This window comes from Pelagibius sp. (assembly GCF_965227505.1).
In the GTDB taxonomy this organism is placed as follows: domain Bacteria; phylum Pseudomonadota; class Alphaproteobacteria; order Kiloniellales; family Kiloniellaceae; genus Pelagibius.
On the sequence record NZ_OZ245757.1, the window covers coordinates 1,016,501 to 1,039,770 of the forward strand.

Annotated in this window: 22 protein-coding genes; 9 read left to right on the forward strand and 13 right to left on the reverse strand. The window is 65.3% G+C overall.

Annotated elements, in window-relative coordinates; genetic code table 11:
- Positions 1-13: 13 nt before the first annotated feature.
- The 9 genes from ACO06P_RS04865 to ACO06P_RS04905 form a co-directional block, all read right to left on the reverse strand.
- A complete protein-coding gene (locus ACO06P_RS04865; protein ID WP_420348880.1) occupies positions 14-2,881 on the reverse strand; it encodes a formate dehydrogenase subunit alpha in 2,868 nt (955 codons plus the stop codon).
- 70 nt (positions 2,882-2,951) lie between these two features.
- Positions 2,952-3,146 carry a twin-arginine translocation signal domain-containing protein gene (locus tag ACO06P_RS04870; protein WP_420348881.1) on the reverse strand — a complete coding sequence of 65 codons (195 nt, stop codon included), beginning with the start codon at positions 3,144-3,146 and terminating at the stop codon, positions 2,952-2,954.
- Positions 3,147-3,253: 107 nt separating this feature from the next.
- Positions 3,254-3,865, reverse strand: a complete 612-nt coding sequence (locus ACO06P_RS04875) for a TorD/DmsD family molecular chaperone (protein WP_420348882.1) — start codon at positions 3,863-3,865, stop codon at positions 3,254-3,256.
- Positions 3,866-4,154: 289 nt separating this feature from the next.
- The gene (locus ACO06P_RS04880; RefSeq protein WP_420348883.1) at positions 4,155-4,985 is read right to left on the reverse strand and encodes a DUF3306 domain-containing protein; all 831 of its coding nucleotides are present in this window, start codon (positions 4,983-4,985) and stop codon (positions 4,155-4,157) included.
- A gap of 7 nt (positions 4,986-4,992) precedes the next feature.
- A complete protein-coding gene (locus tag ACO06P_RS04885; RefSeq protein ID WP_420348884.1) occupies positions 4,993-5,541 on the reverse strand; it encodes a DUF3305 domain-containing protein in 549 nt (182 codons plus the stop codon).
- A gap of 280 nt (positions 5,542-5,821) precedes the next feature.
- Positions 5,822-6,265, reverse strand: a complete 444-nt coding sequence (locus tag ACO06P_RS04890; RefSeq protein ID WP_420348885.1) for a hypothetical protein — start codon at positions 6,263-6,265, stop codon at positions 5,822-5,824.
- 320 nt (positions 6,266-6,585) lie between these two features.
- The gene (locus tag ACO06P_RS04895; RefSeq protein ID WP_420348886.1) at positions 6,586-7,083 is read right to left on the reverse strand and encodes a hypothetical protein; all 498 of its coding nucleotides are present in this window, start codon (positions 7,081-7,083) and stop codon (positions 6,586-6,588) included.
- 269 nt (positions 7,084-7,352) lie between these two features.
- Positions 7,353-7,580, reverse strand: coding sequence for a hypothetical protein (locus ACO06P_RS04900; RefSeq protein WP_420348887.1), 228 nt, complete (start codon positions 7,578-7,580; stop codon positions 7,353-7,355).
- 45 nt (positions 7,581-7,625) lie between these two features.
- Entirely contained in the window at positions 7,626-8,543 is a 918-nt protein-coding gene (locus ACO06P_RS04905; RefSeq protein ID WP_420348888.1) for a transposase, read from the reverse strand.
- 326 nt (positions 8,544-8,869) lie between these two features.
- On the opposite strand from ACO06P_RS04905, the gene ACO06P_RS04910 reads away from it, so the two are divergent.
- Positions 8,870-9,349 carry a DM13 domain-containing protein gene (locus tag ACO06P_RS04910; protein WP_420348889.1) on the forward strand — a complete coding sequence of 160 codons (480 nt, stop codon included), beginning with the start codon at positions 8,870-8,872 and terminating at the stop codon, positions 9,347-9,349.
- Positions 9,350-9,660: 311 nt separating this feature from the next.
- Here the strand turns inward: ACO06P_RS04910 and ACO06P_RS04915 are convergent, their stop codons facing one another.
- The gene (locus tag ACO06P_RS04915) at positions 9,661-11,448 is read right to left on the reverse strand and encodes an ABC transporter ATP-binding protein (RefSeq protein ID WP_420348890.1); all 1,788 of its coding nucleotides are present in this window, start codon (positions 11,446-11,448) and stop codon (positions 9,661-9,663) included.
- A gap of 563 nt (positions 11,449-12,011) precedes the next feature.
- Between ACO06P_RS04915 and ACO06P_RS04920 the strand changes: the two genes are divergently transcribed.
- The 4 genes from ACO06P_RS04920 to ACO06P_RS04935 all read left to right on the forward strand — a co-directional run bounded on the left by ACO06P_RS04920 (position 12,012) and on the right by ACO06P_RS04935 (position 15,477).
- A complete protein-coding gene (locus ACO06P_RS04920; RefSeq protein ID WP_420348891.1) occupies positions 12,012-12,449 on the forward strand; it encodes a hypothetical protein in 438 nt (145 codons plus the stop codon).
- Between the two features lie 196 nt (positions 12,450-12,645).
- Positions 12,646-13,680 (forward strand): DUF1835 domain-containing protein, encoded by a 1,035-nt coding sequence (locus ACO06P_RS04925; RefSeq protein ID WP_420348892.1) that lies wholly within the window; start codon positions 12,646-12,648, stop codon positions 13,678-13,680.
- A 180-nt stretch (positions 13,681-13,860) separates the two neighbouring features.
- The gene (gene speB / locus ACO06P_RS04930; RefSeq protein WP_420348893.1) at positions 13,861-14,826 is read left to right on the forward strand and encodes an agmatinase; all 966 of its coding nucleotides are present in this window, start codon (positions 13,861-13,863) and stop codon (positions 14,824-14,826) included.
- An 81-nt stretch (positions 14,827-14,907) separates the two neighbouring features.
- Entirely contained in the window at positions 14,908-15,477 is a 570-nt protein-coding gene (locus ACO06P_RS04935) for a hypothetical protein (protein WP_420348894.1), read from the forward strand.
- Between the two features lie 65 nt (positions 15,478-15,542).
- Here the strand turns inward: ACO06P_RS04935 and ACO06P_RS04940 are convergent, their stop codons facing one another.
- Positions 15,543-16,004: an Lrp/AsnC family transcriptional regulator gene (locus tag ACO06P_RS04940; protein ID WP_420348895.1), complete on the reverse strand. Its 462-nt coding sequence runs from the start codon at positions 16,002-16,004 to the stop codon at positions 15,543-15,545.
- A 175-nt stretch (positions 16,005-16,179) separates the two neighbouring features.
- Between ACO06P_RS04940 and ACO06P_RS04945 the strand changes: the two genes are divergently transcribed.
- The 3 genes from ACO06P_RS04945 to ACO06P_RS04955 all read left to right on the forward strand — a co-directional run bounded on the left by ACO06P_RS04945 (position 16,180) and on the right by ACO06P_RS04955 (position 19,012).
- Positions 16,180-16,446, forward strand: a complete 267-nt coding sequence (locus tag ACO06P_RS04945) for a DUF6356 family protein (protein WP_420348896.1) — start codon at positions 16,180-16,182, stop codon at positions 16,444-16,446.
- Between the two features lie 253 nt (positions 16,447-16,699).
- A complete protein-coding gene (locus ACO06P_RS04950; protein ID WP_420348897.1) occupies positions 16,700-17,974 on the forward strand; it encodes an amidohydrolase family protein in 1,275 nt (424 codons plus the stop codon).
- Positions 17,975-18,058: 84 nt separating this feature from the next.
- Positions 18,059-19,012 carry a ChaN family lipoprotein gene (locus ACO06P_RS04955; RefSeq protein WP_420348898.1) on the forward strand — a complete coding sequence of 318 codons (954 nt, stop codon included), beginning with the start codon at positions 18,059-18,061 and terminating at the stop codon, positions 19,010-19,012.
- A gap of 37 nt (positions 19,013-19,049) precedes the next feature.
- Here ACO06P_RS04955 and ACO06P_RS04960 read toward each other — a convergent pair whose 3' ends face one another.
- Positions 19,050-19,511 carry an META domain-containing protein gene (locus ACO06P_RS04960; RefSeq protein WP_420348899.1) on the reverse strand — a complete coding sequence of 154 codons (462 nt, stop codon included), beginning with the start codon at positions 19,509-19,511 and terminating at the stop codon, positions 19,050-19,052.
- Between the two features lie 179 nt (positions 19,512-19,690).
- Positions 19,691-21,367: an isovaleryl-CoA dehydrogenase gene (locus ACO06P_RS04965; RefSeq protein WP_420348900.1), complete on the reverse strand. Its 1,677-nt coding sequence runs from the start codon at positions 21,365-21,367 to the stop codon at positions 19,691-19,693.
- Positions 21,368-21,617: 250 nt separating this feature from the next.
- Between ACO06P_RS04965 and ACO06P_RS04970 the strand changes: the two genes are divergently transcribed.
- Positions 21,618-23,198: a glucan biosynthesis protein gene (locus tag ACO06P_RS04970; RefSeq protein WP_420348901.1), complete on the forward strand. Its 1,581-nt coding sequence runs from the start codon at positions 21,618-21,620 to the stop codon at positions 23,196-23,198.
- Positions 23,199-23,270: the final 72 nt, after the last annotated feature.

Sequence of the window (23,270 nt, forward strand, 5' to 3'; positions counted from 1 at the left end):
GTCAGCTCCTCCCTTATGCCGGCTCAATACGGCAGAGCGTGGCTTTGGTTTCCTGCATATTGGTCACCGAATCGTAGCCATAGGTCTGCGCAGTATTGCAGGCTTCACCGAGTACGTAGGGATCAGCACCCTTGGGATACTTGGACCGCTGATCCTCGCCTTGCCAATGGCCGCCGAAGTGGAAGGGCATGAAGGCAACGCCCCGCCCGACACGTTCGGTCACCATGGCCTTCACCTTGACCCTGGCGCCCTCAGGTCCATACACCCAGACCATCGCCCCGTCGCGCACGCCGTTGTTGTTGGCGTCCACCGGGTTGATCTCCACGAACATGTCCTGCTGGAGCTCGGCCAACCAGGGGTTCGACCGGGTCTCGTCGCCACCGCCCTCGTATTCGACCAGTCGGCCGGAGGTGAGGATGATCGGGAAATCGGTCGAGAAGTCCTTGTCCTGGATCGACTTGTAGAGGATCGGCAAGCGATACATCTTGCGGTCCTCGTAGGTCGGATAGTCGGCCACCAGATCACGCCTGGAGGTGTAGAGCGGCTCGCGGTGCGTGGGCACCGGATCCGGGAAGTTCCACACCACGGTACGGGCCTTGGCGTTGCCGAAGGGCGCACAGCCGTGCTTGATGGCGACCCGCTGGATACCGCCGGAAAGGTCGGTCTTCCAGTTGGTCTTGTCGCCGGCGATCTTTTCGATCGTGGCCCGCTCCTCGTCGGTCAGCTCGCCATCCCAGCCAAGCTTTTTCAGCATGGCCATGGTGAACTCCGGATATCCGTCCTTGATCTCCGAGTCCACCGGATAGGAACCCTCGGCCAGCAGGTTGTCGCCGTCCCGCTCGACGCCGAAGCGTGCACGGAAGCAGAGACCGCCTTCGGCCACCGGCTTGGAGGTGTCGTAGAGCACCGGGGTTCCCGGGTGCCCCATCTCCGCCGTACCCCAGCAGGGCCAGGGCATGCCGTAGTAGTCGCCGTCGGCCGGACCGCCACGCGCCTGCAGCGTCGTCTTGTCGAAGGTCTGCTGATTGGCCATGTGCAGCTTCAGCCGTTCCGGCGACTGGCCGGTGTAGCCGATGGTCCACATGCCGCGATTGAACTCGCGGGTGACGTCCTCGATCAGCGGCTCGTTGTTCTCCACCGTGATGTTCTTGAACATCTCGTCGGCGAAGCCGAGCTTCTTGGCCAGGAGATACATGATCTCGTGGTCGGTCTTGGACTCGAAGAGCGGATCGAAGATCTTCTCGCGCCACTGGATCGAGCGGTTGGAAGCCGTCACCGAACCATAGGTCTCGAACTGCGTCGCCGCGGGCAGCAGATAGGTGCCGTCCTTACGGTCGTTCATCACCGCCGCCATCGTCGGATAGGGGTCGATGATGACCAGCATGTCGAGCTTTTCCATCGCCTTCTTCATGTCGGGCAGACGGGTCTGCGAGTTCGCCGCATGCCCCCAGAAGACCATGGCCCGGAGATTATCGTTCTGATCGATATTCTCCTTGGCTTCGAGCGCCAGGTCGAACCAGCGGGAAACCGGCACGCCGGATTTCTCCATCATGTCCTTGCTGGCAAAGCGGCTCTTCAGCCACTCGTAGTCGACATCCCAGACCCGCGACCAGTGCTTCCACGAGCCGGTCTTGAGGCCGTAGTAGCCCGGCAGCGTGTGGCAGAGCACGCCCAGATCGGTGGCGCCCTGCACGTTGTCGTGGCCGCGGAAGATGTTGGTGCCGCCGCCCGAAGTGCCGATCACGCCCAGGGCCAGGCCCAGGACGCAGTACGCGCGGGTGTTGTTGTTGCCGTTGGTGTGCTGGGTACCGCCCATGCACCAGATGATGGTGAAGGGCCGGTTGTTGGCCAGCGTCCGCGCCACGCGCTTCAGCTGGGAACCCGGCACGCCTGTGACCCGCTCCGTCTCCTCGGGCGTCCACTTGGCGACCTCGGCCTTGATCTGGTCCAGGCCCCAGACGCGCTGGCGGATGAACTCTCTGTCCTCCCAGCCGTTCTCGAAGACATGCCAGAGGATGCCCCAGATCAGGCCGACGTCGGTGCCCGGGCGGAAGCGCACGTATTCATCGGCATGGGCGGCCGTGCGCGTGAAGCGCGGATCGCAGACGATGAAGGGCGCGTTGTTCTGCTCCTTGGCCTTCAGCATGTGCTGCATGGCCACCGGATGGGCTTCGGCCGGGTTGCCGCCGATCTGGAAGATGGCGCGCGAGTTGTGGATGTCGTTGTAGCTGTTGGTCATCGCGCCATAGCCCCAGGTGTTGGCGACACCTGCGACCGTGGTCGAGTGACAGATCCGCGCCTGGTGGTCTCCGTTGTTGGAGCCCCAGAAGGCGTAGAACTTGCGGAAGAGATAGGCCTGCTCGTTGTTGTGCTTTGCAGAGCCCAGCCAATAGACGGAATCGGGACCGGAGCTGCCATAGATCTCCAGCATCTTGTCGCCGATTTCGTTGATGGCCTGATCCCAGGAGATCTTGGTCCACTTACCGTCGACCAGTTTGGTCGGATGCTTCAGGCGGCGTTCGCCGTGGGCATGCTCGCGCACCGAGGCGCCCTTGGCGCAGTGGGCGCCGAGATTGAAGGGGCTGTCCCAGCCGGGCTCCTGCCCGGTCCAGACACCGTTCTGAACCTCGGCTATCACCGTGCAGCCCACGGAGCAGTGGGTGCACACGGACTTCACAAGCGTCACGTTGCCTGTCGCCGCAGAGGCCGCCTCGGCCTTCTTCACCATTCCGAAAGGAACCGTAGCAGCAGCGGCACCGCCGGCTGCAAGCCCGGATCGTTTCAGGAATGTACGGCGGTCAATAGCGCTTCCGGAAGCACCGGCAAACGCCTTTGACAAACGGGGGCCATTCGCAACCCCATTCGTCCTTTTGGTAAGCATTGACCTCTCCCTAATTCGCGGTCGGTACGGAGGGGCGGGATGCCCCGGTTCTGGTCACGGGCAGGCGCTTCTAGAAGCGCGCCAGATCGTAAAACGTCCGTACGTGGTCAGTTTCGGTGTAGCCGGCAGACTTCTTCTGCGGCGCCGCAGTTTCGACAGCGCCCGCCTGGGAGGCTGTCACGGCAACCGCGGCCGCACCGGCGCCAAGGCCGGCCTTCTTGAAGAAGTCCCGACGACCGAGTTTGATCTCTTCCTTCTTGCTCAACGGTTCACCCTCCTTGCTGTGTGGTGACCTTGTTCATTGTGCGACGAAACTGCCCAGCGGGTCGTCGCTTCCCGGCTTTGCGGCCTCAAAAGGTGAGGCCGCTGGCGCTAGGCCGCCATCTCGAAAGCCTGGCTTTCGATGTTCATGAACGCCCGGCCGATGGTGCCGACGGGCATGAAGAGCACCGCCGACTGGGCCGCCTGCAGGTCCTCGAAGAACCGCGGCGCCCAGCAGCCGATGTGTGTGTCGAAAAACTTCCTCTGCTCCTCCAGATCCGCCGGCGCGCCGAAGCTGCCCTTGATCAGGCCCGCCATCATCTCGCAGAGCGCGGCAACGTGGTCCTCCGGCTCGGTGACGTCATCGGCCCGCGCGATCCGCAGCCGGGCCATGTCGTCCCGCAGCCTAGCCAGCGGCTTCTCGTTGAGGAAACCCGTCAAATAGTAGGAGGCATAGGGCAGCAACTCGCCCTGGCCCAGCCCGACAAAGAGATCGAAGTACTCCTGACGCGCCGCTTCGACCGTCGTGCCCCGCGCCGCTGCAGCCAGCGCCTTGATCCCCTCGCCCAGTTCGGAGTCGTCGCCGCTGAGCCCGCCCAGCATGCGCAGCGTCGCCTCGCTCGGCTCGCCGGCAAGCAATTGGCCCAGCAACGCGTACCATCCGGCGCGAAGCTGGTCTTCTTCTGAAATGGGTACCTGCGCAGCGAAGCCGCTCAAGCGCACAACTCTCCCAACCTGCAGTAGAAATCACTTAAACAGCTGACCGTGGTCGGCTCGGCTAACCCGATTTACCCCCAACCTCGGTCGTTATTCCTACTGCTGTTATATCCCTGATTTTCCCAGGGTTTTTGCTGCTTACCGGACGATTAGACTGCCTTTACCGCGCAGCTGTCAACTAAATCAGATGTTGCACTGCACAACTCACGGCGCGCGAATAATCCCTTCCGAAACAGGTGTTTACAGACGACCCGAAACCGATTTTGCCGGCCGGTCCGCCAACCATGACGTGCAGTCAGCCCGATCGGTCGCCCCAGCGCCGCCTGATGGCCGCGCCACGTGGCGGCGAGTCCGAATCGCCGGCCCTGTGCTTCCCCTCCTCCCCGGGCAGCGGCACCGGCTGGGCGCGCTGCTCCGGCGCGGGGGGCAGGCCGTCGTCCAAGGCGGCGGCGGACACCTGACGGTCGGCGTCCCCAGAGGCCGCCACTGCCGGTTCCCCATCACCGGCCTTCTCCCCAGGCTCATCGGCGTTGGGCCCGTCACCACCGGGTTCATCGACACCGGGTTCATCGACACCGGGCTCATCGACAGCGGGCTCATCGACAGCGGGCTCATCGACACCGGACTCATCGCGACCGGACGGCTCACCGGCCTCAGCCGCCGCCTCCGGTTCCTCGACCAACATGCCCTTGCCGACCTGATAGGCGGTCTTCAGCCCTTCGACCACCAGGGCGGCGTCGGTGTAGTCCTCGTCGTAGTCGTTCATGCCATCCAGATGGGCGAACACCGGGTCCACGCGCCACAGACGGCGCAAGGCGCGCCGTCGAAGCGCCTCGGGCACCTTCTCGTGCATGAAGACGGAAAAGTCGGAGTCCTTTTCCAGCGTTTCGATGTCCGGCAGATCCTTCGGATCGAAATCGCGTTCCGGCGGCGCGCCGCCGGGGGCGGCTCCGTCCGCAGATGCACCGCCCGCCGATGCACCGCCCGCCGAAGCGCCGCCCGCCCCCTCCGGTTCGGCCTCAGGGGCCGATTGCTGGCGCTCGGTCGCCTCCCGCTTGCGCTCCGCCCAGCGCGACAGGAAGCCGCCGTCGTCGGGCCTGCGGTCCTGCGGTCTGCGACCGGCCATGGCGGCCTCAGTCCCGGCGGCCGCGGCCCGCCGCGGCGCGGGCGACCGGCGCCTGGCGGCTGAAGGCATCGTCGCCGCTGCGGGCCTTCTGGCGTTTGCGCTTGTGGAACACCTCGTCGACGTGATGAGCATCGACGAAAGCCTGCACAAAGGCCACGAGATCCGGGGGCATCGGCACGCCCTCGACGATCTCTTCGCCGCTGTCGAGATAGTCCTGGGCCTCGTAAGGGCTGGCCGTCACCAGGAAGGGCAGGAACTCGTGCGGGCTTTCGGGATCGTCTTCGCTGCGCAGCAGGACGAAGATCTGCGGCGGTTCCTGGCTCAGGTTGACCTTGTAGCCTTCGGTCTCCCGGCGAAACAGCTCCAGCGGAAGCGTGCCGCAGTGATAATGGACCCAGCCCTCGCCTTCACGCAGCACGGTCCAGTCCGTCTCGGGGTCGAGGGGCGGCGCTCCGGGAATAACCGCAACAGGTTTCCAGGCCCAGTCCTTCCAGGGATGGTCGATGCGTCGCCGCTCGACCACCACCCCTAAAGGCAGGACTTCGCTCGATTCCATGGGCCTCCCTGTTCAGACTCTGCTGCCAACTGCCGCTTGGCGCGGCAGATCCCCCGGAAAGGCAACCTAGGCGGTCGTGGTGGCCTTGGCGAGTCCCCTGAACACAAACAAGCCCGGTCCTGGGCTTTCTGTCCCAAAATGCACCGGACCGGTTTCGACTTCAGACCAATTGCCCAGGCCAATTGCCCAGGCCAATTGCCCAGGCCAACTGCCCAGACCAACTGCCGGACGCTCGCGCCGCAAGGGCGGCCGCCCGCCATGGCAACGGGGATACAGGCCGTCAGTCGAGGGCCGCTTCGAAGATGCGGATAAAGGCCTCAGCCGAGTTGCCGCGGGCGAGCCGCACGTAGTAGGCAACCTCGTCGGTTTTCGCCTCGCAGTCTTCCATGCTGTTCAGCACCGCAAGCTGCAGCAGCCCGCCGATCGGCTCGTCATCGATATGACGGCGGCCCGCCTCCTGCACCGGCGCGCAGGCCACGTTCAGCTGTTCCTCGACGGCATAAAGCGCATCGAGAATGACGGCGTGCTCCGCCTCGGCATCGACAATCGTCTGCGCCAGAGCGGAGGAAACCTGGTTCTGGTACGTGAAGATTGTTGCTGCCCGGTCTTCTACCGAACCATCCATCAGCATCGGCCACACGAGGGAGTTCGCGCCGCTGACGGTCGTTCCCACCGCGCCCAACGCCACCAGCCCTGCCAGGATCCGTTTCTTGATCTTGCCCATACTTCGTCCCTCACCTCAAATCACCGCATCGCCGCAGAAACCCGCTGCAGGAAATTGTTGCAGGCCCGCCCTTCGGGTGCTCCTTCCGCGGGGCAAGGCCCAAAGGAGGAGCGCAAGGCCGGTGGAGGCCTGCTTTTCGTCGCAAGAGGAAGTGTGGGGAATCAGGCTTTATCGAATCTTACCGGGGCCCGGAGGTTCCGATCTTGTCACAGACCACGGCAATTTGACGGAAAAGCGAGGGTAGAAAGGGACCGGAAACCGGCACTGCCTTCAGGCAAACCGCATTTGCCGGGCATTCGCGCAAACTGCGCGGGGAACGGCTATCCGAAAGACCGGTGGCTTTGCCGAAGCTTCAGCTTCAGGCCGACGACCTTGTAGATATCGAGGCCGGTGATGCTGGAGATCTCCCGGAACGACAGCGACGTCTCGCGCAGCAGCGTGGCCGCATGACGATAAGGGTTCATGCGCCGCGCCTTGGCGCGCCAGCGTACGGTGGTGCTGGCCACCGAGCGGCGCAGTTCCTCGGCATCCAGGCCGCGCGCCTGGGCCTCCCGCAGCGCGGCCTCGCGCCGCGCCTTGTCGTCGGAGATGAAGCTGTCCATCAGATGGACGGCACGGGCGAAACGGTCCAGGGACTCCGGCCGGAAGCCGACATCCTCGGCCATATGCGCATCGCCGCGGTCAAGGTCCGGCGGTGGTTCCTGCAGGGCGCCGCCGGCGGCCGCCTCGTCCAGGGTCAGACCGAAGCGCGCCGCCAGCCGCGTCGCCGCGGCCAGGGCGTTGGCACGCTCGCCCTCAAACGGGCTCTCCGCCGCCAAATGCAGCAGATTGTGAAAGCGCTGGCGCTCGGCCTCTGTGAACCCGCCGGAAATACCAGGTCTCCTAGCAGCATCGGTTACACCAGGCAGGCGCCGCCGCTGCCGAAGCGGCGCCAGCCCAAACGCCCACTATACCATCAAGGGTTAGCAAAACCCAAAGCGGGCGGGCGGCAAGATCGTGAAGCTTCTGTGAAGAGAGGCCCGGAGAAGGGAGGCCCGGAAAAGAGAGGTCCAGACCCGGCATTCGGCGCGGACCCTGCGTGCGGCGTTCAGTCCTGCTTGTTCACGTCGCGGATACGCTGGCCGAGACGCCGCGCAAAACCGGCCGGATCGTCCAGCGGGTTGACCTCGCTGGTCAGGTCGCGGAGTTCGTCCTTGGCCGCGTTCAGCTTCGGCTTCACACCCCGCTCATAGACGTCCGCGGCCTTGGCCTGCATCTCGGGGTCTTCCGCCAAGCGGCGCGCTGCTGAAAACAGAAGCCTTCTCAGCAATGGCACGGGTTTCGTCTCCTCTTCCTGCGCGCCCCGCGACGGCGGTCCGGCTCACGCATCCTGGCGCTCCTCCGCACGGGCACGTTCATGGCGCCGGATCGCGCGGCTTACAGAGCTGTAGTGTACATCAAAATAGGCCGCGATGCTGGCCTGACTATAGTGTCCGGACTGATAGGCCAGGGCCATGGCTTCGTCGCGGCTCTGCGCCTGCTCGGCAAAGTCCTGGAGCGGCGGCGGCGGGGCCTGCCACTGCGCACGGGGGATCTCAGCAAGACTGCCCCTTGCGGCCGCGGCGCTTCGAGCCTCCTCGCGCATCGCTTCGACGAAAACCTCCGAGCCCAGGAAGACCTGATGACGCAGATGCTCCCAGACCGGCGGCTGGGGCTCGGTCCCGATCTCCCGCGCGAGGCGCTCTCTCGCCCGTTCCGGATCGCCCTGACCCGGATCGGGGGCGCAGGCCCGCAGAAGCCCGGCGCGATCGAGCCAGGGCGGAGCCTCACCATCGCGCCCTTGGCCAGCGTGCTCCCTGCGGGCCAGGCAGTGACGGGCGCTGGACCAGCGCCAGGCGGACGCATCGGGGGCCAGGCCCAGCACCACCGGCTGACGCAGGACCTCGCAGCAGACCGCAACGAGGTGAGGCCCCGGTTCGACCATCACCGCCCGGTAGCGGCCCTGGAACAGGTGTCCCGCCGTCCCATAGCGCCGGTGAAAGGCCTGTGTGTAGCGCCCGTTGATCTGCCGCATGCCGCGCGAAAGCGTCGGCGCCTCGGTCACGACGACCAGGTTATAGCGGTCGGGCAGCAGGCAGTAGGCCAGGCATCGCCACTGATGGCGGGCGCAGGTCTCGCCCAGAACCTCAAGGAACCGGCGCGAGTCCTCCGGCCCGCGGAAGACGGTCAGGCCCGCATTGCCAAGGGTGGAAATGAAGTAGGCCGCGCCAGGCCGCTCCAGTCGCAAAGGTCGCGCCATGGATTGGAGCCTATCCTTCGCATTCGATTTGCGCAAGACCTGACCCCGTTTCACTGCAGTTGCTCCTGGCCGGAACGCGCTTGGCCGAGGTCATCGGCATGCCGACGCCCGCAAGGGCCCCGCGCCGCGATTACAGGCGAGTCCTCGCGCGGGTTTCACCCAAACGTGACGGGACCTTGATCGTTCCCGCATCCATCTGCGCCGTCGACAGGCCATCGCCTTGGGGAGTATCGATGCCTGCAAAGTCTCCCCACACGCCTGCGTTTAGGGACGTTACAGATGAACAACGACTTCCGGGCCACCGGATCAGCGAAGGACACCTTCTGATGAAGAAACTCATCCTTGTCGCATTTATCGCCGGCACAGTCGGCTTCGTTGCCGGCAATGCCTTCTGGTATCTGGCCAGCCCTTTGTGGATCGACCAGGTGGTCGATGAGGGGATTTCCCAATCCGAAACAGCCCGGATCCTGGCACGCGGCACCTTCTCCGATGCCGATGCCGCCCACCGCGGCCGCGGCACGGCGACGATCTTCGAAGGCACGGACGGCCGGCACACGCTGCGGCTCAGCGACTTCGAAGTGACAAACGGCCCGGACCTGGAGGTCTGGCTGGTGGCGGCGGAAAACGTCACCGCCTCATCGGATGTGACCGGAAGCGAATGGCTGGCTCTTGGCCAACTGAAGGGCAACATCGGCGATCAGAACTACGACATTCCCGCCGGGACCGATCTGTCGAAGTACAATTCGGTGGTCATCTGGTGCGAGCAGTTCGGTGTGCTGTTCTCGCCCGCATCCCTCCTCCGCTGAGCGCACAAAAAAGCGCCTCCTCGATGAATAGAGGAGGCGGCGAGCTTTTCTATACTGCGTTGAAATAGGGCACTTTTCAAAAATGGTGGTGGGGTACCGCTGGTCGCGGCACCCCACCAACCCAGGGACTGGGTAATCCCTGGTATCCCGGACTGCTGGGAGATGGGGTTAGCCTTCCGGGATAGGGGCAGGTCAATGACGAGGAATTTAGGCGCGGCTTGTTTCTGCTCTGTGTCTCGCCATCCGTTTTTTTGTTTCTTTCACTTCAGATTCTGCGCGGAAAACCGGCAGAACCCGGACCTCCACAGCCGCTAGCTGCCGTCCAGCACAAGACCCTGAACCTGCATGGCATGCAGTTTCTTGAAGTGGCCGTCCTGGCGCGCCAGCAACTCCGCCTGGCTGCCCTGTTCCACGATCGCGCCGTCACGGAAGACCAGGATGCGGTCGACGCTGCGCACCGTCGACAGACGGTGCGCGATGACGATCGTGGTGCGCCCTTCCATCAGTTCCTCGATCGCTTCCTGGATCTGGGTTTCCGTGATCGAGTCGAGACTGCTGGTCGCCTCGTCGAGAATCAGGATCGGCGCATCGGCCAGAAAAGCGCGGGCCAGGGCAACCCGTTGACGCTCGCCGCCGGAGAGCTTCACGCCGCGTTCGCCCACCAGGGTCTCGTAGCCCTGGGGCAGCCGTGCGATGAAGTCGTGCGCATGGGCGCGCCGCGCCGCCGCTTCGATCTCGGCCTGGCTCGCTTCCGGGCGGGCGTAAGCGATGTTCTCCGCAAGGCTGCGGTGAAACAGCGCCGGGTCCTGCGGTACCAGGGCGATCGCCCTGCGCAGACTCTCCTGCGTCGCCTCCGCCACGTTCTGCCCGTCGATCAGGATGCGGCCGGCATCGACATCGTAAAGACGCTGCACCAGCTTCACGAAGGTCGACTTGCCGCTTCCCGAGGGCCCCACCAGCGCCACACGCTCCCCTGCTGCGATCTGCAGCGAGAAGTCGGCATAGATCGGCTGCTGCTGATTGCCGTAGCGGAAGGTCACGCCGTCGAAGGCGATGGCGCCCTGATCGGCGGCCAACGGTTTGGCATCTGCGCGGTCGGCGACGCCGATATCCTGCTTCTCGAAACCGACCAGGTCCTCGATCTCGTTGATCGCCTTTTGCATGTTGCGGACATGGTGACCGATTTCACGCAGATAGCCGTGCACGACGAAATAGCTGGTCATCACGAAGGTGACGTCGCCGGCCGTGGCCAGCCCCTTCGACCAGTACCACAGCGCCAAGACAAGCAGGCCGGCCTGCAGCAGCAACGACATGGCCGAAAGGACCGTGCCGCTGTTGATCTCGCGCGACCAGGCCCGGCGGGCAAGGCGGCGCCAGCGATCGGCGACGTCGAAGAAGCGGCTGTCCTCGCGCACTTCCGCCCCGAACGACTTCACCGCCGCGTTGCAGGTCACCGCATCGGCCATCGCAGCGCCCATCGCCGAGTCCGACTTGTTCATAACGACGTTGGCCGGGGCCACGTAGCGCGACGCCAAGGCGATGCTCACCGCCACGTAGGTGATGGACGCGACCAGGACGAAGACGCCCATCAGCAGCCAGTGCACCATCAGGTTCGCCGTCACCCCGACCAGAACGATGGCGGCCGGCAGGAAGCCGATGTAGATGGTGTCGGCGAACTCGTCATAGGCCCACATGCCGCGCGAGATCTTGCGCACCGTCGCGCCGGCGAAGGCGTTGGCCTGCCAGTCGGCGGAGAACCTCTGCACGCGGTAAAAGGCGTCGCAGACGATCCGCCGCATGGTGATGGTCGCCAGCGGTATCCAGAACCGATAGGACACCTCGCGAAAGACATAGAACCCGAGCGAGATGCCGATAAAGGCGGCAAGCGCGGCATAGGCCGCGCCGATCTGGGCGCCCCGTTCGCTGAGCGCGACGTCCGCCAGCGCGTCGATCAGCCTGCCTGCGAAGAGTGGCAGGAAGACGTCGCAGAGCGTCGCCAGGGCCATCGTGAAGAATGCGCCGCCGAGCAGCCAGCGAACCTGCAGCCAGTAACGGCCGACAAAAGCCGCGGCGTCGCGGAAACCGAATTTGTCCTTCATGGTTTTGTCCGTGCCGCCCGCAGTTCACCCTGCGCGGCAGCCTCCTTATCTTCTGAACCATCTCAGGCGGCGCGGCGAGCGCCACCACACAGGGAGAGCGACCGAAGGCTCAAGCGGAGAAGGTCAGGAGGCGCACGTGCAGAGGCTGGGTGCCACGTGAGCCTGAAAGGTCTGGAATGGAAAGATCCGCCGGCCCGGTCAACGTCCCGGGCCGAGGTGCCACCGCCTTAATTGGGTGGCGCAAAGACGCGGGACGCGACGATGTCGAACATGGTGCTAGGCATCCGCTATCCCTCTTTCTTAAAAGTCTTTGCCAAAGGCGCGCGCACGGCGCCCGACGGAAGGTGTCTTGTGCCACAAAGACGCGCCGCTGAAAAGTGACAAATCTGTTGAGCCATGGCGGCAGACCCGAAAGGGGTAAGCCCTGCCGTCATGCGCCGTCGGGGGCAAGGCGCAAATAGTTGCAAGCGTCCTTGAACCTAAGAGCACCGTCTAGACGACAGAACTACGCAGGTCACGCTTCCCTTCCAGGACGGATCAGTCAGTGAACGAGGAGATGGATCATGCGTAGCACCGTTGGAGCAGGCTGCCGCCTGCTGATCACCGCCCCGGTCCTCGCCGTTGCGGTCTCCCTTTTGGCTTCAGCCACCCTGGCCGAAGCCCAAGCCGGAGAAAACCGGCCTCTTCCCCCATCACACGGGGCCCAGGCAGGTGACGCAATGAAACTGCGCGCGCTGCCGCACAAACCCGGGCGGACTCTCGGCGCGCAAAGCCAAGGCATGTCAAAGCTGAAAGCGCGTCCCGGCCGGCCCACGGGGCCCGGCAGCTTCGCCGCGCCGCCGCATGAACTGGCGGACTGGTACTGCGGCAAAGGCTCCGGTCCCGGCGGCTATGCCGAATGCACGGACGATCTGATCGCGTCGTGCAGCGGCACCTATAAGCCGCCCGGCACCAACGGGCCCCAACAGACCTGGGGTATGTGCCACGAGTCGACCGGCTGATACGCCGAACGGCCCGGGTCTTCCGCGCCGCAGGGTTCGCAAGTCCAACGTGAGCCCTGCGGTGCGGAGACTGTTCCGGGGACCGGGACATCGTCTGTCGCGAACACCGAACGGACACTGCAATCGCAGGGGGCCTATGCTATGCAGTCTGCAGCTCTGCGCACATCGGGTGAGCGCAGGTTTGCAGGAGTGAGCGATGGCCCAGGCAGCCGCCCTTGATGCGTCCCCCTTTCGTCCGCTGAATCCGGCGGACGACGCGCTGCTTCATGTCCGCTGCGGCAGCGACATCTACGAAGGCCTGCGGGAGGCCGGCATCCCCGGAAGCTTTCTCGAGGTGTCGGACCCGCTCTGCCAGGGGCCGCTTTCCCCGATGCACGCGCCCGGCGCGCTGCGCCGTCACCGTGCCGACGTGATCGCCTCGACCTACAAGGATATCGGCAATGCTGACCAGGTATTTGAGAAGCTGGAAGCCGAGGCCTGGGGGCTGAAGCACCTGGATCGCTATACCAGGATCGTCCTCTGGTTCGAGCACGATCTCTACGATCAGGCGATCCTCCTGCGTCTCCTTGCAGACTTCGGCAAGCGGCCCGCGCTGCAGGATCGCCTTTACCTGATCGCAATCGACGGCTTTGCGGGCATCGACCGCTTCATCGGCCTGGGCCAGCTTGCCCCCGACCAGCTGGCTCAGCTGTGGGGACGCGAAGCGGCCATCACCCAAGCTCAGTTTGACGAAGCGGCGGTACTCTGGGCGCGCTACAGCAGCGGTGACCCCTTGGCATTGCAGGACAGCCTGCAGGCGGTCGGCGGCACCCTTCCCTTTGCGCGGGCGGCCCTGCGGCGCCACCTGCAGGAGCTGCCCTGGATCGACAGCGGGCTGGGACTGACGGAGCAGCTCGCCCTGACCGCGATCGCCGAAGGGGCGGCCACACCGGGCAGGGTTTTCGGCAGGCTCATGAGGGATCTGGACCCCCAACCCTATCTGGGGGATGCCATGTTCTGGCCCATCCTCGCCGGGCTGGCCAAAGCGCCGGCACCGGCGGTTACTGCGTTCTCAGAGTGGCGCGATCCAATCGAACTGACGGATCTGGGCCGCCGTCTTCTCGATGGCCAAGGCAACTGGCTGGATCAGGGACGCCTGGATCGCTGGGTCGGCGGCCTGCATCTGGTCGGCCAGCACCCGCCTTACCTCTGGGATCCGGCGCGAAGCCGCGCAGTTCCCGGGCCAGGCTGACCCGGTCAGTCGCGACCACCGGCCAAGCGCGACCACCGGCCAAGCGCGACCAAAAGACGAAGCGCCCCTCACTGTTTCTCAGAAAGCGCGTGTTGTGCGCGTCCCGCCTTCGCGTCACCCTGTCAGGCGGTTGTATGCAGTGCCGCCTGCATGCACGAGCCTCGGGACCGAAATCACTTCATGGCGAAAAAGCCCCGTTCTTACAAACCGGTCTCCGGCTTCGCCCTGCCGCGCTTTGCGGGCATTCCCACCTTTATGCGTCTGCCGCACGTTCCCTTGGACGAGCCGGAAGACGTCCAGATCGGCCTGATCGGCGTACCCTGGGACGGGGGCACGACAAACCGCGCCGGGGCCCGCCACGGTCCGCGCCAGATCCGCGACCTCTCGACCCTCGTGCGCAACGTGCACCATGTCAGCGGCATCAAGCCTTTCGACCTGGCGAACTGCGCGGACCTGGGCGACACGCCGGTCAACCCCATCGACCTGAACGACACCATCGACCGTATCGAAACGTTCTACCGCCAGGTGCATGCCGCCGGCATCGTGCCGCTCTCGGCCGGCGGGGATCATCTGGTCACCCTGCCCATCCTGCGCGCCATCGCCCGCGCGGAGCCCGTCGGTATGGTGCATTTCGACGCCCACACCGACACCAACGACCGCTACTTCGGCGAACACAAGCTGACACACGGCACCCCCTTCCGCCGTGCCATCGAAGAGGGCCTGCTCGATCCCAGGCGCACGGTGCAGATCGGCATCCGCGGATCGCTCTACACCAGCCACGACATGGACTGGGGTCTCGAACAGGGGATCCGGGTCATCACCATCGAGGAATTCTACGATCTCGGCGTGGATGCGGTCATCCAGGAAGCCTGCCGCGTCGTCGCAGACGGGCCGACCTACCTCTCCTTCGACGTCGACGGGCTGGACCCCGTTTATGCCCCCGGGACCGGCACGCCGGAGATCGGCGGCTTCACCACCCACGAGGCCCAGCGCATGATCCGCGGCCTGCGCGGCGTTAACCTTGTCGGCGGCGACGTGGTCGAAGTCGCCCCGCCTTTCGACCCCAGCGGGGCCACCGCCCTGGTCGGCGCCACCATGATGTATGAGATTCTCTGCCTGCTCAGCGAAACCGTCGCCAAATCGTAAATGATCGGTTAAAATATCCTTGCAGTTTCAAGGGTATGGTTAACGGCCACGAGGGCCGTGACAGCGATGCAGGAGGCGATCATGAGGAAGTACAGAGCGGCCCGCGCGCGGGCCCATGCCGCCAAGGTCGACAGCAAACGTCAGGGTCTGCTGCTTGGCGCGGTGATCACGATCTTGGCCTGTCTGGTTTTGGCCGCGTGGGCGCAACACGTGAATGCCGCCATTCGGGGCCCCGCAACCGCCGATGCCGAAACCATGCAGTCAGACGAGGCGATCACGCCCCGGGACGTTCTGATCGGCCGCTGGTACGGTGAGCAGCAGCGGGCGGGCGGCAAGGTCAAACGCTGGACAGTGGAAACCTTCCCGGACGGGGTCTTTCTCATCACCTTTCGCTTCTACGAGCCCGACGGCGATTACCGCGAACAGATCGAGGTCGGCGAGTGGGCGATTTCCGGTCCGGTTTACTTCCTGTCCACCAAGGGGTGGATCGATGGGGACACCCTGCTGGAGGCCGACACCACCAGCCCGGAGCTTTACGACGCTTATCGGATCATCCGTCTGGAGCCCGAGGTCTTCGAGTACGAGCACTTCGTCAGCGGCAACCGCTACCGCGTACACCGCGTGAGCAGCGGCTTCGCACTGCCGGAGTAGCGGCGGCAGCAGCGCAGCGGCCCCACTCGGGTCGCGGTCTCGGGTCGCTGTCTCGGGTCGCGGTTTCAGGTCGCATAGTCGACCGGCAGGGCGGTCGTGTACTTGATCGCCTCCATGGCGAAAGACGAACTGACGTCGAACAGCGGCACCGCCGCGATGAGGCGCTTGTAGACAGCATCGTAAGCCTTGATGTCCGGCACCACGATCCGCAGCATGTAGTCGATCTCGCCACTCATGCGATAAAGTTCCACCACTTCGGGAATGCGGGTGACCTTGGTGGCGAAGTCGGTCAGCCAGTCCTCATCATGCCGCGACGTCCGGATGGCGACGAAGACCGTTACCCCGACATTCATCTTCTCCGGATTCAGGAGCGCCACACGCCGCTCGATGATCCCCTCTGCCTCCAGCTTTTGAATGCGCCGCCAGCAGGGCGAGGCCGAAAGGCCTACCTGCTCGGCGATCTCGGCGACCGGAAGGTCCGCATTTGACTGAAGAACCTTCAGGATTCTGCGGTCAACGTCATCCAAGGTTATTTTTACCCCAAATTTCTATTTTGAAGAAATCACATACCCCGATTATCCGATATAACCGCAAATTTGCAAGATCCTACCTCCGAATCCCCGATATGCTTGCTCCCGTTGCCGTCAATGCGGCTGTCTTCGCCCCCGGCGGGGTCAGCCAGGACCTTGTGGAGTTGATCCGGTGCCTTTGCGTTCCCTTTTTGAAGATCATCCGGCCTCGGTGGGCGAGACCTACTGGCAGCATATGGCCTCGGCCTGGGGCTTCTCCTGGCGCATGGCGATTGCCAGCCTGGCCTGTCTGGTCCATGCACTGCTGCCCTTCCTGTTTGAGAAGTACGGCAGCCAGATGATCACCAAGCTGCACGACCGCATGGTGGTCAACCGTCACCGTGACAGCAAGGCGACGGCCGAGACGCCGGCTCTGCAGAGCGAGCGCAGCGCCGCCTGACCGGCGCCGCACCGCTGCGGTCGTTCAACATCTTTCCCTGATCTCCCGGCGCACACCCCGGGAAACACAGGAACCCGCCGCGCAAAGCTGCTAGACTTGCCCCGTTGCCGAACGGGGCGAAATCCATTGCCCTCCCCCGGCATCGCACAATCAAAAGAGCCACTACGGCCAAAAGAGCCACTGCGGCCAAAAGAGCGACGGCGGCGCGACCGCATGACTCGGTCGACCGACCCAGCCAACGGGAGGAGAGATCATGAGTGCGACGCTTTTCACCAATGTGCAGATCATCGATGGCTCCGGCGATGCGCCTTTCGCTGGCGAGGTTCTGGTCGAAGGCAACCGGATCAAGAGCGTAGCCAGGTCGACCGACGGCCTTTCCAGGGACGGCGCCGCGGTCATCGATGGCGGTGGCCAGACGCTGATGCCGGGGCTCATCGAGTCCCACGCCCACATCAGCTTCTGCGATACCCCCGATCTGGAGGGGCTCGGCGACATCCCGCCCGAGGAACACACCCTCAAGACCATGACCTATGCGCGCAAGATGCTGGACCAGGGCTTTACGGCGCTGTTCTCGGCGGCGGCGGCCAAGGCGCGGCTGGATGTGGTGATCCGCAACGCCATCGACGACGGTCTCATACCCGGGCCGCGCATGCGTGCGGCCAGCCCGGAACTGACGGTGACAGGCGGCCTGGGCGACGTGCGCCGCGCGCATATGTACCGCGAAACCTTTGCGATCTGCTGCGACGGTGCCGATGAGTTCCTGCGCACCGCGCGGGAAATGTGCCGCGAAGGCGTCGACACCCTGAAGATCAATCCTTCCGGCGACGAGTTCGTGCCTTTCGCCCGCGCGCATCAGACCGTGATGAACGAGGCCGAGGTGGCCGCCGTCTGCGAGGTCGCGCGCTCCCGCGGCAAAAAGGTCGCGGCCCATGCCCGCTCGGCGGAATCGGTCAAGATGTGCGTGCGCAACGGGGTCGACGTGGTCTATCACGCCACGCTCTGCGACGAAGAGGCGCTGGACATGCTGGAGGCACGCAAGGACGATATCTTCATCGCCCCGGCCATGGGGATCATGTATGCGACCTCCCAAGGCGAGGGAGCCAAATGGGGCATCGACAAGGATCATCCGGTCGCCATCTACTTCGCCCGCGAACTGGAAATGTGCATCGAGAACATGAAGCTGCTGCGCAAACGCGGGCTGCGGGTGCTGCCCGGCGGCGACTATGGCTTTGCCTGGAATCCGATCGGCACCAACGCCCGAGACCTCGACCACTTCGTGAAGCTGCTCGACTTCACGCCGCTGGAGGCAATCGCCGCGGCAACCGGGCTGGGCGGCGAGCTGATGGAGATGGACACGGGCCTCATCAAGGAAGGCTGTCTGGCCGATCTGCTGCTCGTGAACGGCGATCCCGCCAAGGATGTGACCTTGCTGCAGAAGGCCGAGGCCCTGACGGCGATCATGAAAGACGGCGCCTTTCATAAGAGCCCCCGCGGCGATGCCGAACCGGGCAGAGTCGCAGCCGAGTAGGCATTGGCGACTCTCTGTCGTATGGACTTCCGCGTCCGTTCCGCTATTTCGTTGTTAGGGAATGCGGAAGACAGGCTGAGAGAAATGGTGAACGGGTTTTTTGCGGACCGGCTGCGCGCCGCCAGAAATGCTCTGGCCGGTCTGGCTTTGGCGTGCGCGCTTTCAGCCGCGCCGGCATCGGCCGGCAGCGACGGGCTGTTGCTTCAAGGCCATCCGCTGGTCGGCAGCATCTGGGACGCCCGCGCAAACCGCCAGATCACCGAAGCCGAGCTGGTCGCAGCGGCGGTCGAGGCCAAATGGGTCCTGTTGGGAGAAAAGCACGACAATCCAGCACACCATCGACTGCAAGCGCGCGTCGTCGACGGCGTCGGCGCTGCCGGGCGCCGCCCCGCGGTGGTTTGGGAGATGGCCACTCCAGAGCATGCCGAGGCGCTTCGCAGCGCGACTTTGGACTCTCTCGACAGTCTGGGCGATGCCCTTTCCTGGGAAGCGCGCGGCTGGCCGGCCTGGTCCACCTACCGCCCCATCGCGGCGGCGGCGCTGAAGCACGGCATGGTCATGGCTCCCGGCAACGCTTCACGGGAGATGACCGGAAAGGTCAGGCGCGGCGAGCCCCTCTCCGCCGCGGACGCCGAGCGGCTCGACTGGAGCCTGGAGTACTCACAGACACAGCTCGCGGATCTCACTGAAATACTCGCGGCCTCGCACTGCGGCATGGTGCCGGAGGAAGACCTGCCGGCCATGGCCGACGTGCAGCGCCTGCGCGACGCCTCGATGAGCGCCAGCCTGCGCGAAGCCGACAGCGGCGACGGCGCCATCCTGATCGCAGGCGGCCACCACGTCCGGGAGGATTGGGGCGTGCCCTGGCGCCTCGGAGAGCCGGTGTTCAGCCTTGCCATCGTCGAGGTGGCAAGGGGTGTGCACCGCGCCGCAGACTATCCGTCCTTCGATGCCGGGCGGTTCGATTTCGTCTGGTTCACGGCCCGGGTCGACGAAGAGGATCTCTGCGAGAAATTCCGCCGGCAGATCAAAGGTTGAGGTCGGCCAAAGGCCGGGTCCGTCGAAACTGAAGCGGTCAGGCGCTTTCACCGAGGGTCAGGCGCAGAACGGTGTTGCCGCCCGCATCCAGAAGCAGCAGATCGTCCCGGTCCAGGCGATAGCCCCGCGTGCTGTCCAGGGCTCGCAGCATTCTGTCTTCCTGGCCCATCGTCGCTCCGGGGCAGGCCTTCTTGGTGGTGCCCAGGTTGCCGAAGGCCATGGCATCGTCATCGACGATGGCCGACCCGAAGTAATTGTTGCAGCCGGCATTGCCGCTGACCTTTCCGTCCGCAGCGATGAGAAGGTCGGAGGTGATGCCCGGAACGACCGGCGCACCCTCGATCTGGCTGGCGATCCAGGTCTTGCCATAGATCTGCTCGGCCATCTCGTCCCGTTCGTCGATGGCCAGCGAACAGGCGCCCAACAGAACGGCGACGGCCCCACACACAGCACCTGCCCGTCCGCCGGCAGCAAAGCGCACCCGAATTACCTGACCCATAACCCCGCTCCTCACTCTCAGAAAGGCCACCTCGCACCCACGGCCCCACCGCCGCCTTCGGCGCCCTCAGGCTACCGCCAACCGTTGGTGGTTTTCCAGCCCCTCGAGCATCCAGCGCTCTCTCAGGCTGCGGTTTTCGTCACGGTTGAAGGCCGCGGCAAGAACGACGCCGCGGATTGCTAGGCCGTCTCCGCCGGCAAGGCGCGATCGACGATGGCGCGGCTGTCGGCATGCGCGGTGCCGGCGCCATAGGTGTGGCGAAAGCCATCCACCAGTCGGCTGGATATAAAGGCGTCGGCAACGGCAGCCGGTGCGTGACGCCGCAGGAGCACCGCGGCGGCGGTAACGGCCAGCCGTTCGACGAAGCGGCGCGCTCCCGGTCCCAGGCCTTCGGGCTCGACCTCCCGCAGGTCGCGCAGCGCGGACGCCAGCACCCGGTCATCGCCGCTTGCCGTCTCCAGTTCATCGAACACGAGCGCCGCCGTTCCCGCGTCCTGGGAGAGTACGCGCAGCACGTCCAGACACATGACGTTGCCCGAGCCTTCCCAGATGGCATTCAGCGGCAGTTCCCGGTAAAGCCGTGCGGCCAGCCCCTCTTCGACGTACCCGTTGCCACCCAGACACTCCATGGCTTCGTAGCCCAGCGCCGGTGCCATCTTGCAGACCCAGTATTTGGTGACTGGCGTCATCAGGCGTCGCCAGGCCGCCGCTGCGCTGTCCTGCGCGGCCTCGTCGAAGGCGCGCGCAAGGCGGAAGGCGAGTGCCGTCGCCGCCTCGACGTCCAGTGCCATGTCGGCCAGCACCTGGGTCATCAGCGGCTGATCGACGAGCCGCTTCTGAAAGACGCTGCGGTGACGGCAGTGACGAATGGCCTGCGCGAGCGCCAGCCGCATCTGACCTGCCGAGGCGACAGCACAATCCAGGCGCGTCATGGTCACCATTTCGATGATGGTGGCGATGCCCCGGCCCTCCTCGCCCACCAGCCAGCCATGGGCGCCCTGCAGCTCGACCTCCGAGGAGGCATTGGACCGGTTGCCGAGTTTGTCCTTCAGGCGCTGCAGGCGCAGCGGGTTCACCGCGCCGTCCGGCCGGAAGCGGGGAACCAGAAAACAGGAGAGGCCGCCCGGCGCCTGGGCCAGCATCAAAAAAGCATCACACATGGGTGCCGAGAGAAACCACTTGTGGCCCACCAGGATGTACTCGGCCCCCGGCCCGCCCCTGCCCGCCGGCTGCGCCGTCGTCGTGTTGGCGCGCACGTCGGTGCCGCCCTGCTTCTCGGTCATGCCCATGCCGATGGTCGCGCCCGACTTCTCCGCGACCGGCTTGAAGGCCGGATCGTAGCGGCGCGAGAGGACCTTGGGGAGCAGCGGTTCGGCGAGATCGGCCTGCATCAGAAGGGTCGGCACCGCCGCGTTGGTCATGGTGATCGGACAGACGTGGCCCGGCTCCATCTGGGTCATCATGTAGAGCCGCGCCAGACGCGCCACCTGCGCCCCCGGCGGCGGCCCGGAAGCGGTCTCCTTAAGGTGTTCCCAGGGGCTGCAGTGCAGGCCGGCGGCGCAGCTCATGGTCATCGCCTCGTGATAGGCCGGATGAAACTCGATGCGGTCCGCGGGGAAGCCTTTCTGGTCGAAGCGCAGGAGCCTGGGCAGGTTTTCGTTTGCAAGACGGCCGATCTCGAAACCGCGTGCCGAGCCGGTCATCGCGCCGAAGGCGGCCAGGTCCTCGCGCGCGGTCCCGGCGCCTTCCCGCGCCGCCGCGTCGCGCAGCGGCGCATCGCTGAGAAACAGGTTCACATCCTCAAAGGGCGGGCTCTGGTTGATCACCTCGTGGGTGGCAAACTGCGGTGCGGACATCGCCGCCTCCTCTCGAACAGGCCGCTCGGCGTCAGCTGCAATCCTAGCGCCATCTCCGGCCTATCCTACAGCAGGGAATTATATGCGGCGCGAAGCGTCCACAGACTGGGCGCAGAACTGCGCGGCCCCTGCGCGCCCCCATCCCTTCACAGCGCTCCCCTCACAGCGCTGATCACCGGAATCTCACAACTGAGCCAGGCTTTGAGACCTATATGTTCGTGCATCCGCATAACCAATCGAACGGCAGAACATGAAGATCACTCGGCGTCAGACGCTGGGCCAGGGTTTGGCTGTGCTGGGCACCGCCCTCGCCCTTCCACGTCTGGCCGGCGCGCAAGCGCCGGCCTTGCGGCTGGGACTGCCCGAAGACTTCGATTGGAACTGGCTGATCGATCACGCGCGCCAGCGCGCCGCCGGCTCCTACCTGGAGCCGCCGCGTCCGGCCCCCGGGGTTGTCCAGGAAATCGACTACGACGCCCACGGCAAGCTGCGCCTGCATCCCGAGTACGCGCTCTGGGGAACGGACGGCAGCGTCTATCCCATCACCTTCGTCCATCTCGGGCGCTACTTCCCCAAATCCGTTCGTATGCATCAGGTGGAGAACGGCCAGGCCCGCGAGGTGCTCTATGCGCCGGACTACTTCACCATCCCGGCCGACCATCCGGCAGCCCGCATCCCGCCCGACGCCTCCGCCTTCGCCGGCTTCTGGGTCCAGGAATCGCGCCGCTCCGGCGACTGGCGCGCGCGCGAGCCCTGGGCCACCTTTGTCGGCGCCTCATACTTCAGAGCCGTGGGCCCACTGGGACAGGTTGGTCTCTCCGCCCGTGGGATCGCCATCAACGTCGGCGACCCCGGCCCGGAGGAGTTTCCCGACTTCACGCAGTTCTGGTTCACGCCGACCCAGCGGGAGGGCGACCCCCAGGTCGTTTACGCGCTGCTGGAGGGACCCAGCCTGACCGGCGCCTACCGCTTTGTCATGGAGCGCGGGCGCGCGGTGGTGATGGAGGTGGAAAAGCGCCTCTTCATCCGCCGCGACATTGCGCGCCTGGGCATCGCACCGCTGACCTCGATGTTCTGGTTCGGCGAATACGGCGACCAGCGCCTCAAGGACTGGCGGCCGGAGGTGCACGATTCCGACGGGCTGGCGCTCTGGACCGGCACCGGCGAGCGCATCTGGCGCCCGCTCAACAACCCGCCCCGGCTGATGACCTCCAGCTTTCAGGACCGCGATCCGCGCGGCTTCGGCCTGTCGCAGCGCGACCGCAGCTACGCGCATTACCTGGACGGCGTGAACTACCACCATCGCCCCACCTGCTGGGTGGAGCCTTTGGACTCCTGGGGCGACGGGGCCGTGCAACTGGTCGAGTTGCCGACCGACGACGAGATCCACGACAACATCGTCGCTTACTGGCGCCCGGCCGATCCGGTGCTGGCCGGCAGCAGCCTCACCTACCGCTACCGCCTGCACTGGGTCGAGTTCGAGCCCTTCTTTCCCGTGGTCGATCTGGCACGCTGCGTGGCGACCCGCATGGGCCGCGGCGGCGAGGCCGGCAAGCCCCGTCCGGAGGGTGTGGTGAAGTTCGTGGTCGAGTTCGACGGCCCCAGCCTGGCCGACATTCCCTGGGGCGCCCGGCCGAAGGTGGTGGTCTCCACCTCACGCGGGGAGGTCAGCCTGAACCGCTCCGAGCCGGTCTGGTACACGCCGCGCTGGCTCGCCTCCTTCGACCTGACGGTGACCGGCAGCGAGCCCGTCGAGTTGCGTTGCTTCATGGAGTTGGAAGGCCGGGTGCTGACCGAAGCCTGGCTCTATCAGTACCATCCGCCGGGCTGACCCGGGGCTGCGCGGTTAAGGGCGGCGGCAGGTGATACGCGGCTGGCCGGGGCGCGTATAACCCAGATACCT

Coding starts and splice junctions, on each gene's coding strand:
- ACO06P_RS04950 (WP_420348897.1), top strand. CDS start 16,700: ATGAGTGCGACGCTTTTCACCAATGTGCAGATCATCGATGGCTCCGGC.
- ACO06P_RS04925 (WP_420348892.1), top strand. CDS start 12,646: ATGGCCCAGGCAGCCGCCCTTGATGCGTCCCCCTTTCGTCCGCTGAAT.
- ACO06P_RS04885 (WP_420348884.1), bottom strand. CDS start 5,541: ATGGAATCGAGCGAAGTCCTGCCTTTAGGGGTGGTGGTCGAGCGGCGA.
- ACO06P_RS04910 (WP_420348889.1), top strand. CDS start 8,870: ATGAAGAAACTCATCCTTGTCGCATTTATCGCCGGCACAGTCGGCTTC.
- ACO06P_RS04915 (WP_420348890.1), bottom strand. CDS start 11,448: ATGAAGGACAAATTCGGTTTCCGCGACGCCGCGGCTTTTGTCGGCCGT.
- ACO06P_RS04970 (WP_420348901.1), top strand. CDS start 21,618: ATGAAGATCACTCGGCGTCAGACGCTGGGCCAGGGTTTGGCTGTGCTG.
- speB (WP_420348893.1), top strand. CDS start 13,861: ATGGCGAAAAAGCCCCGTTCTTACAAACCGGTCTCCGGCTTCGCCCTG.
- ACO06P_RS04955 (WP_420348898.1), top strand. CDS start 18,059: ATGGTGAACGGGTTTTTTGCGGACCGGCTGCGCGCCGCCAGAAATGCT.
- ACO06P_RS04920 (WP_420348891.1), top strand. CDS start 12,012: ATGCGTAGCACCGTTGGAGCAGGCTGCCGCCTGCTGATCACCGCCCCG.
- ACO06P_RS04865 (WP_420348880.1), bottom strand. CDS start 2,881: ATGCTTACCAAAAGGACGAATGGGGTTGCGAATGGCCCCCGTTTGTCA.
- ACO06P_RS04965 (WP_420348900.1), bottom strand. CDS start 21,367: ATGTCCGCACCGCAGTTTGCCACCCACGAGGTGATCAACCAGAGCCCG.
- ACO06P_RS04905 (WP_420348888.1), bottom strand. CDS start 8,543: ATGGCGCGACCTTTGCGACTGGAGCGGCCTGGCGCGGCCTACTTCATT.
- ACO06P_RS04890 (WP_420348885.1), bottom strand. CDS start 6,265: ATGGGCAAGATCAAGAAACGGATCCTGGCAGGGCTGGTGGCGTTGGGC.
- ACO06P_RS04960 (WP_420348899.1), bottom strand. CDS start 19,511: ATGGGTCAGGTAATTCGGGTGCGCTTTGCTGCCGGCGGACGGGCAGGT.
- ACO06P_RS04935 (WP_420348894.1), top strand. CDS start 14,908: ATGAGGAAGTACAGAGCGGCCCGCGCGCGGGCCCATGCCGCCAAGGTC.
- ACO06P_RS04880 (WP_420348883.1), bottom strand. CDS start 4,985: ATGGCCGGTCGCAGACCGCAGGACCGCAGGCCCGACGACGGCGGCTTC.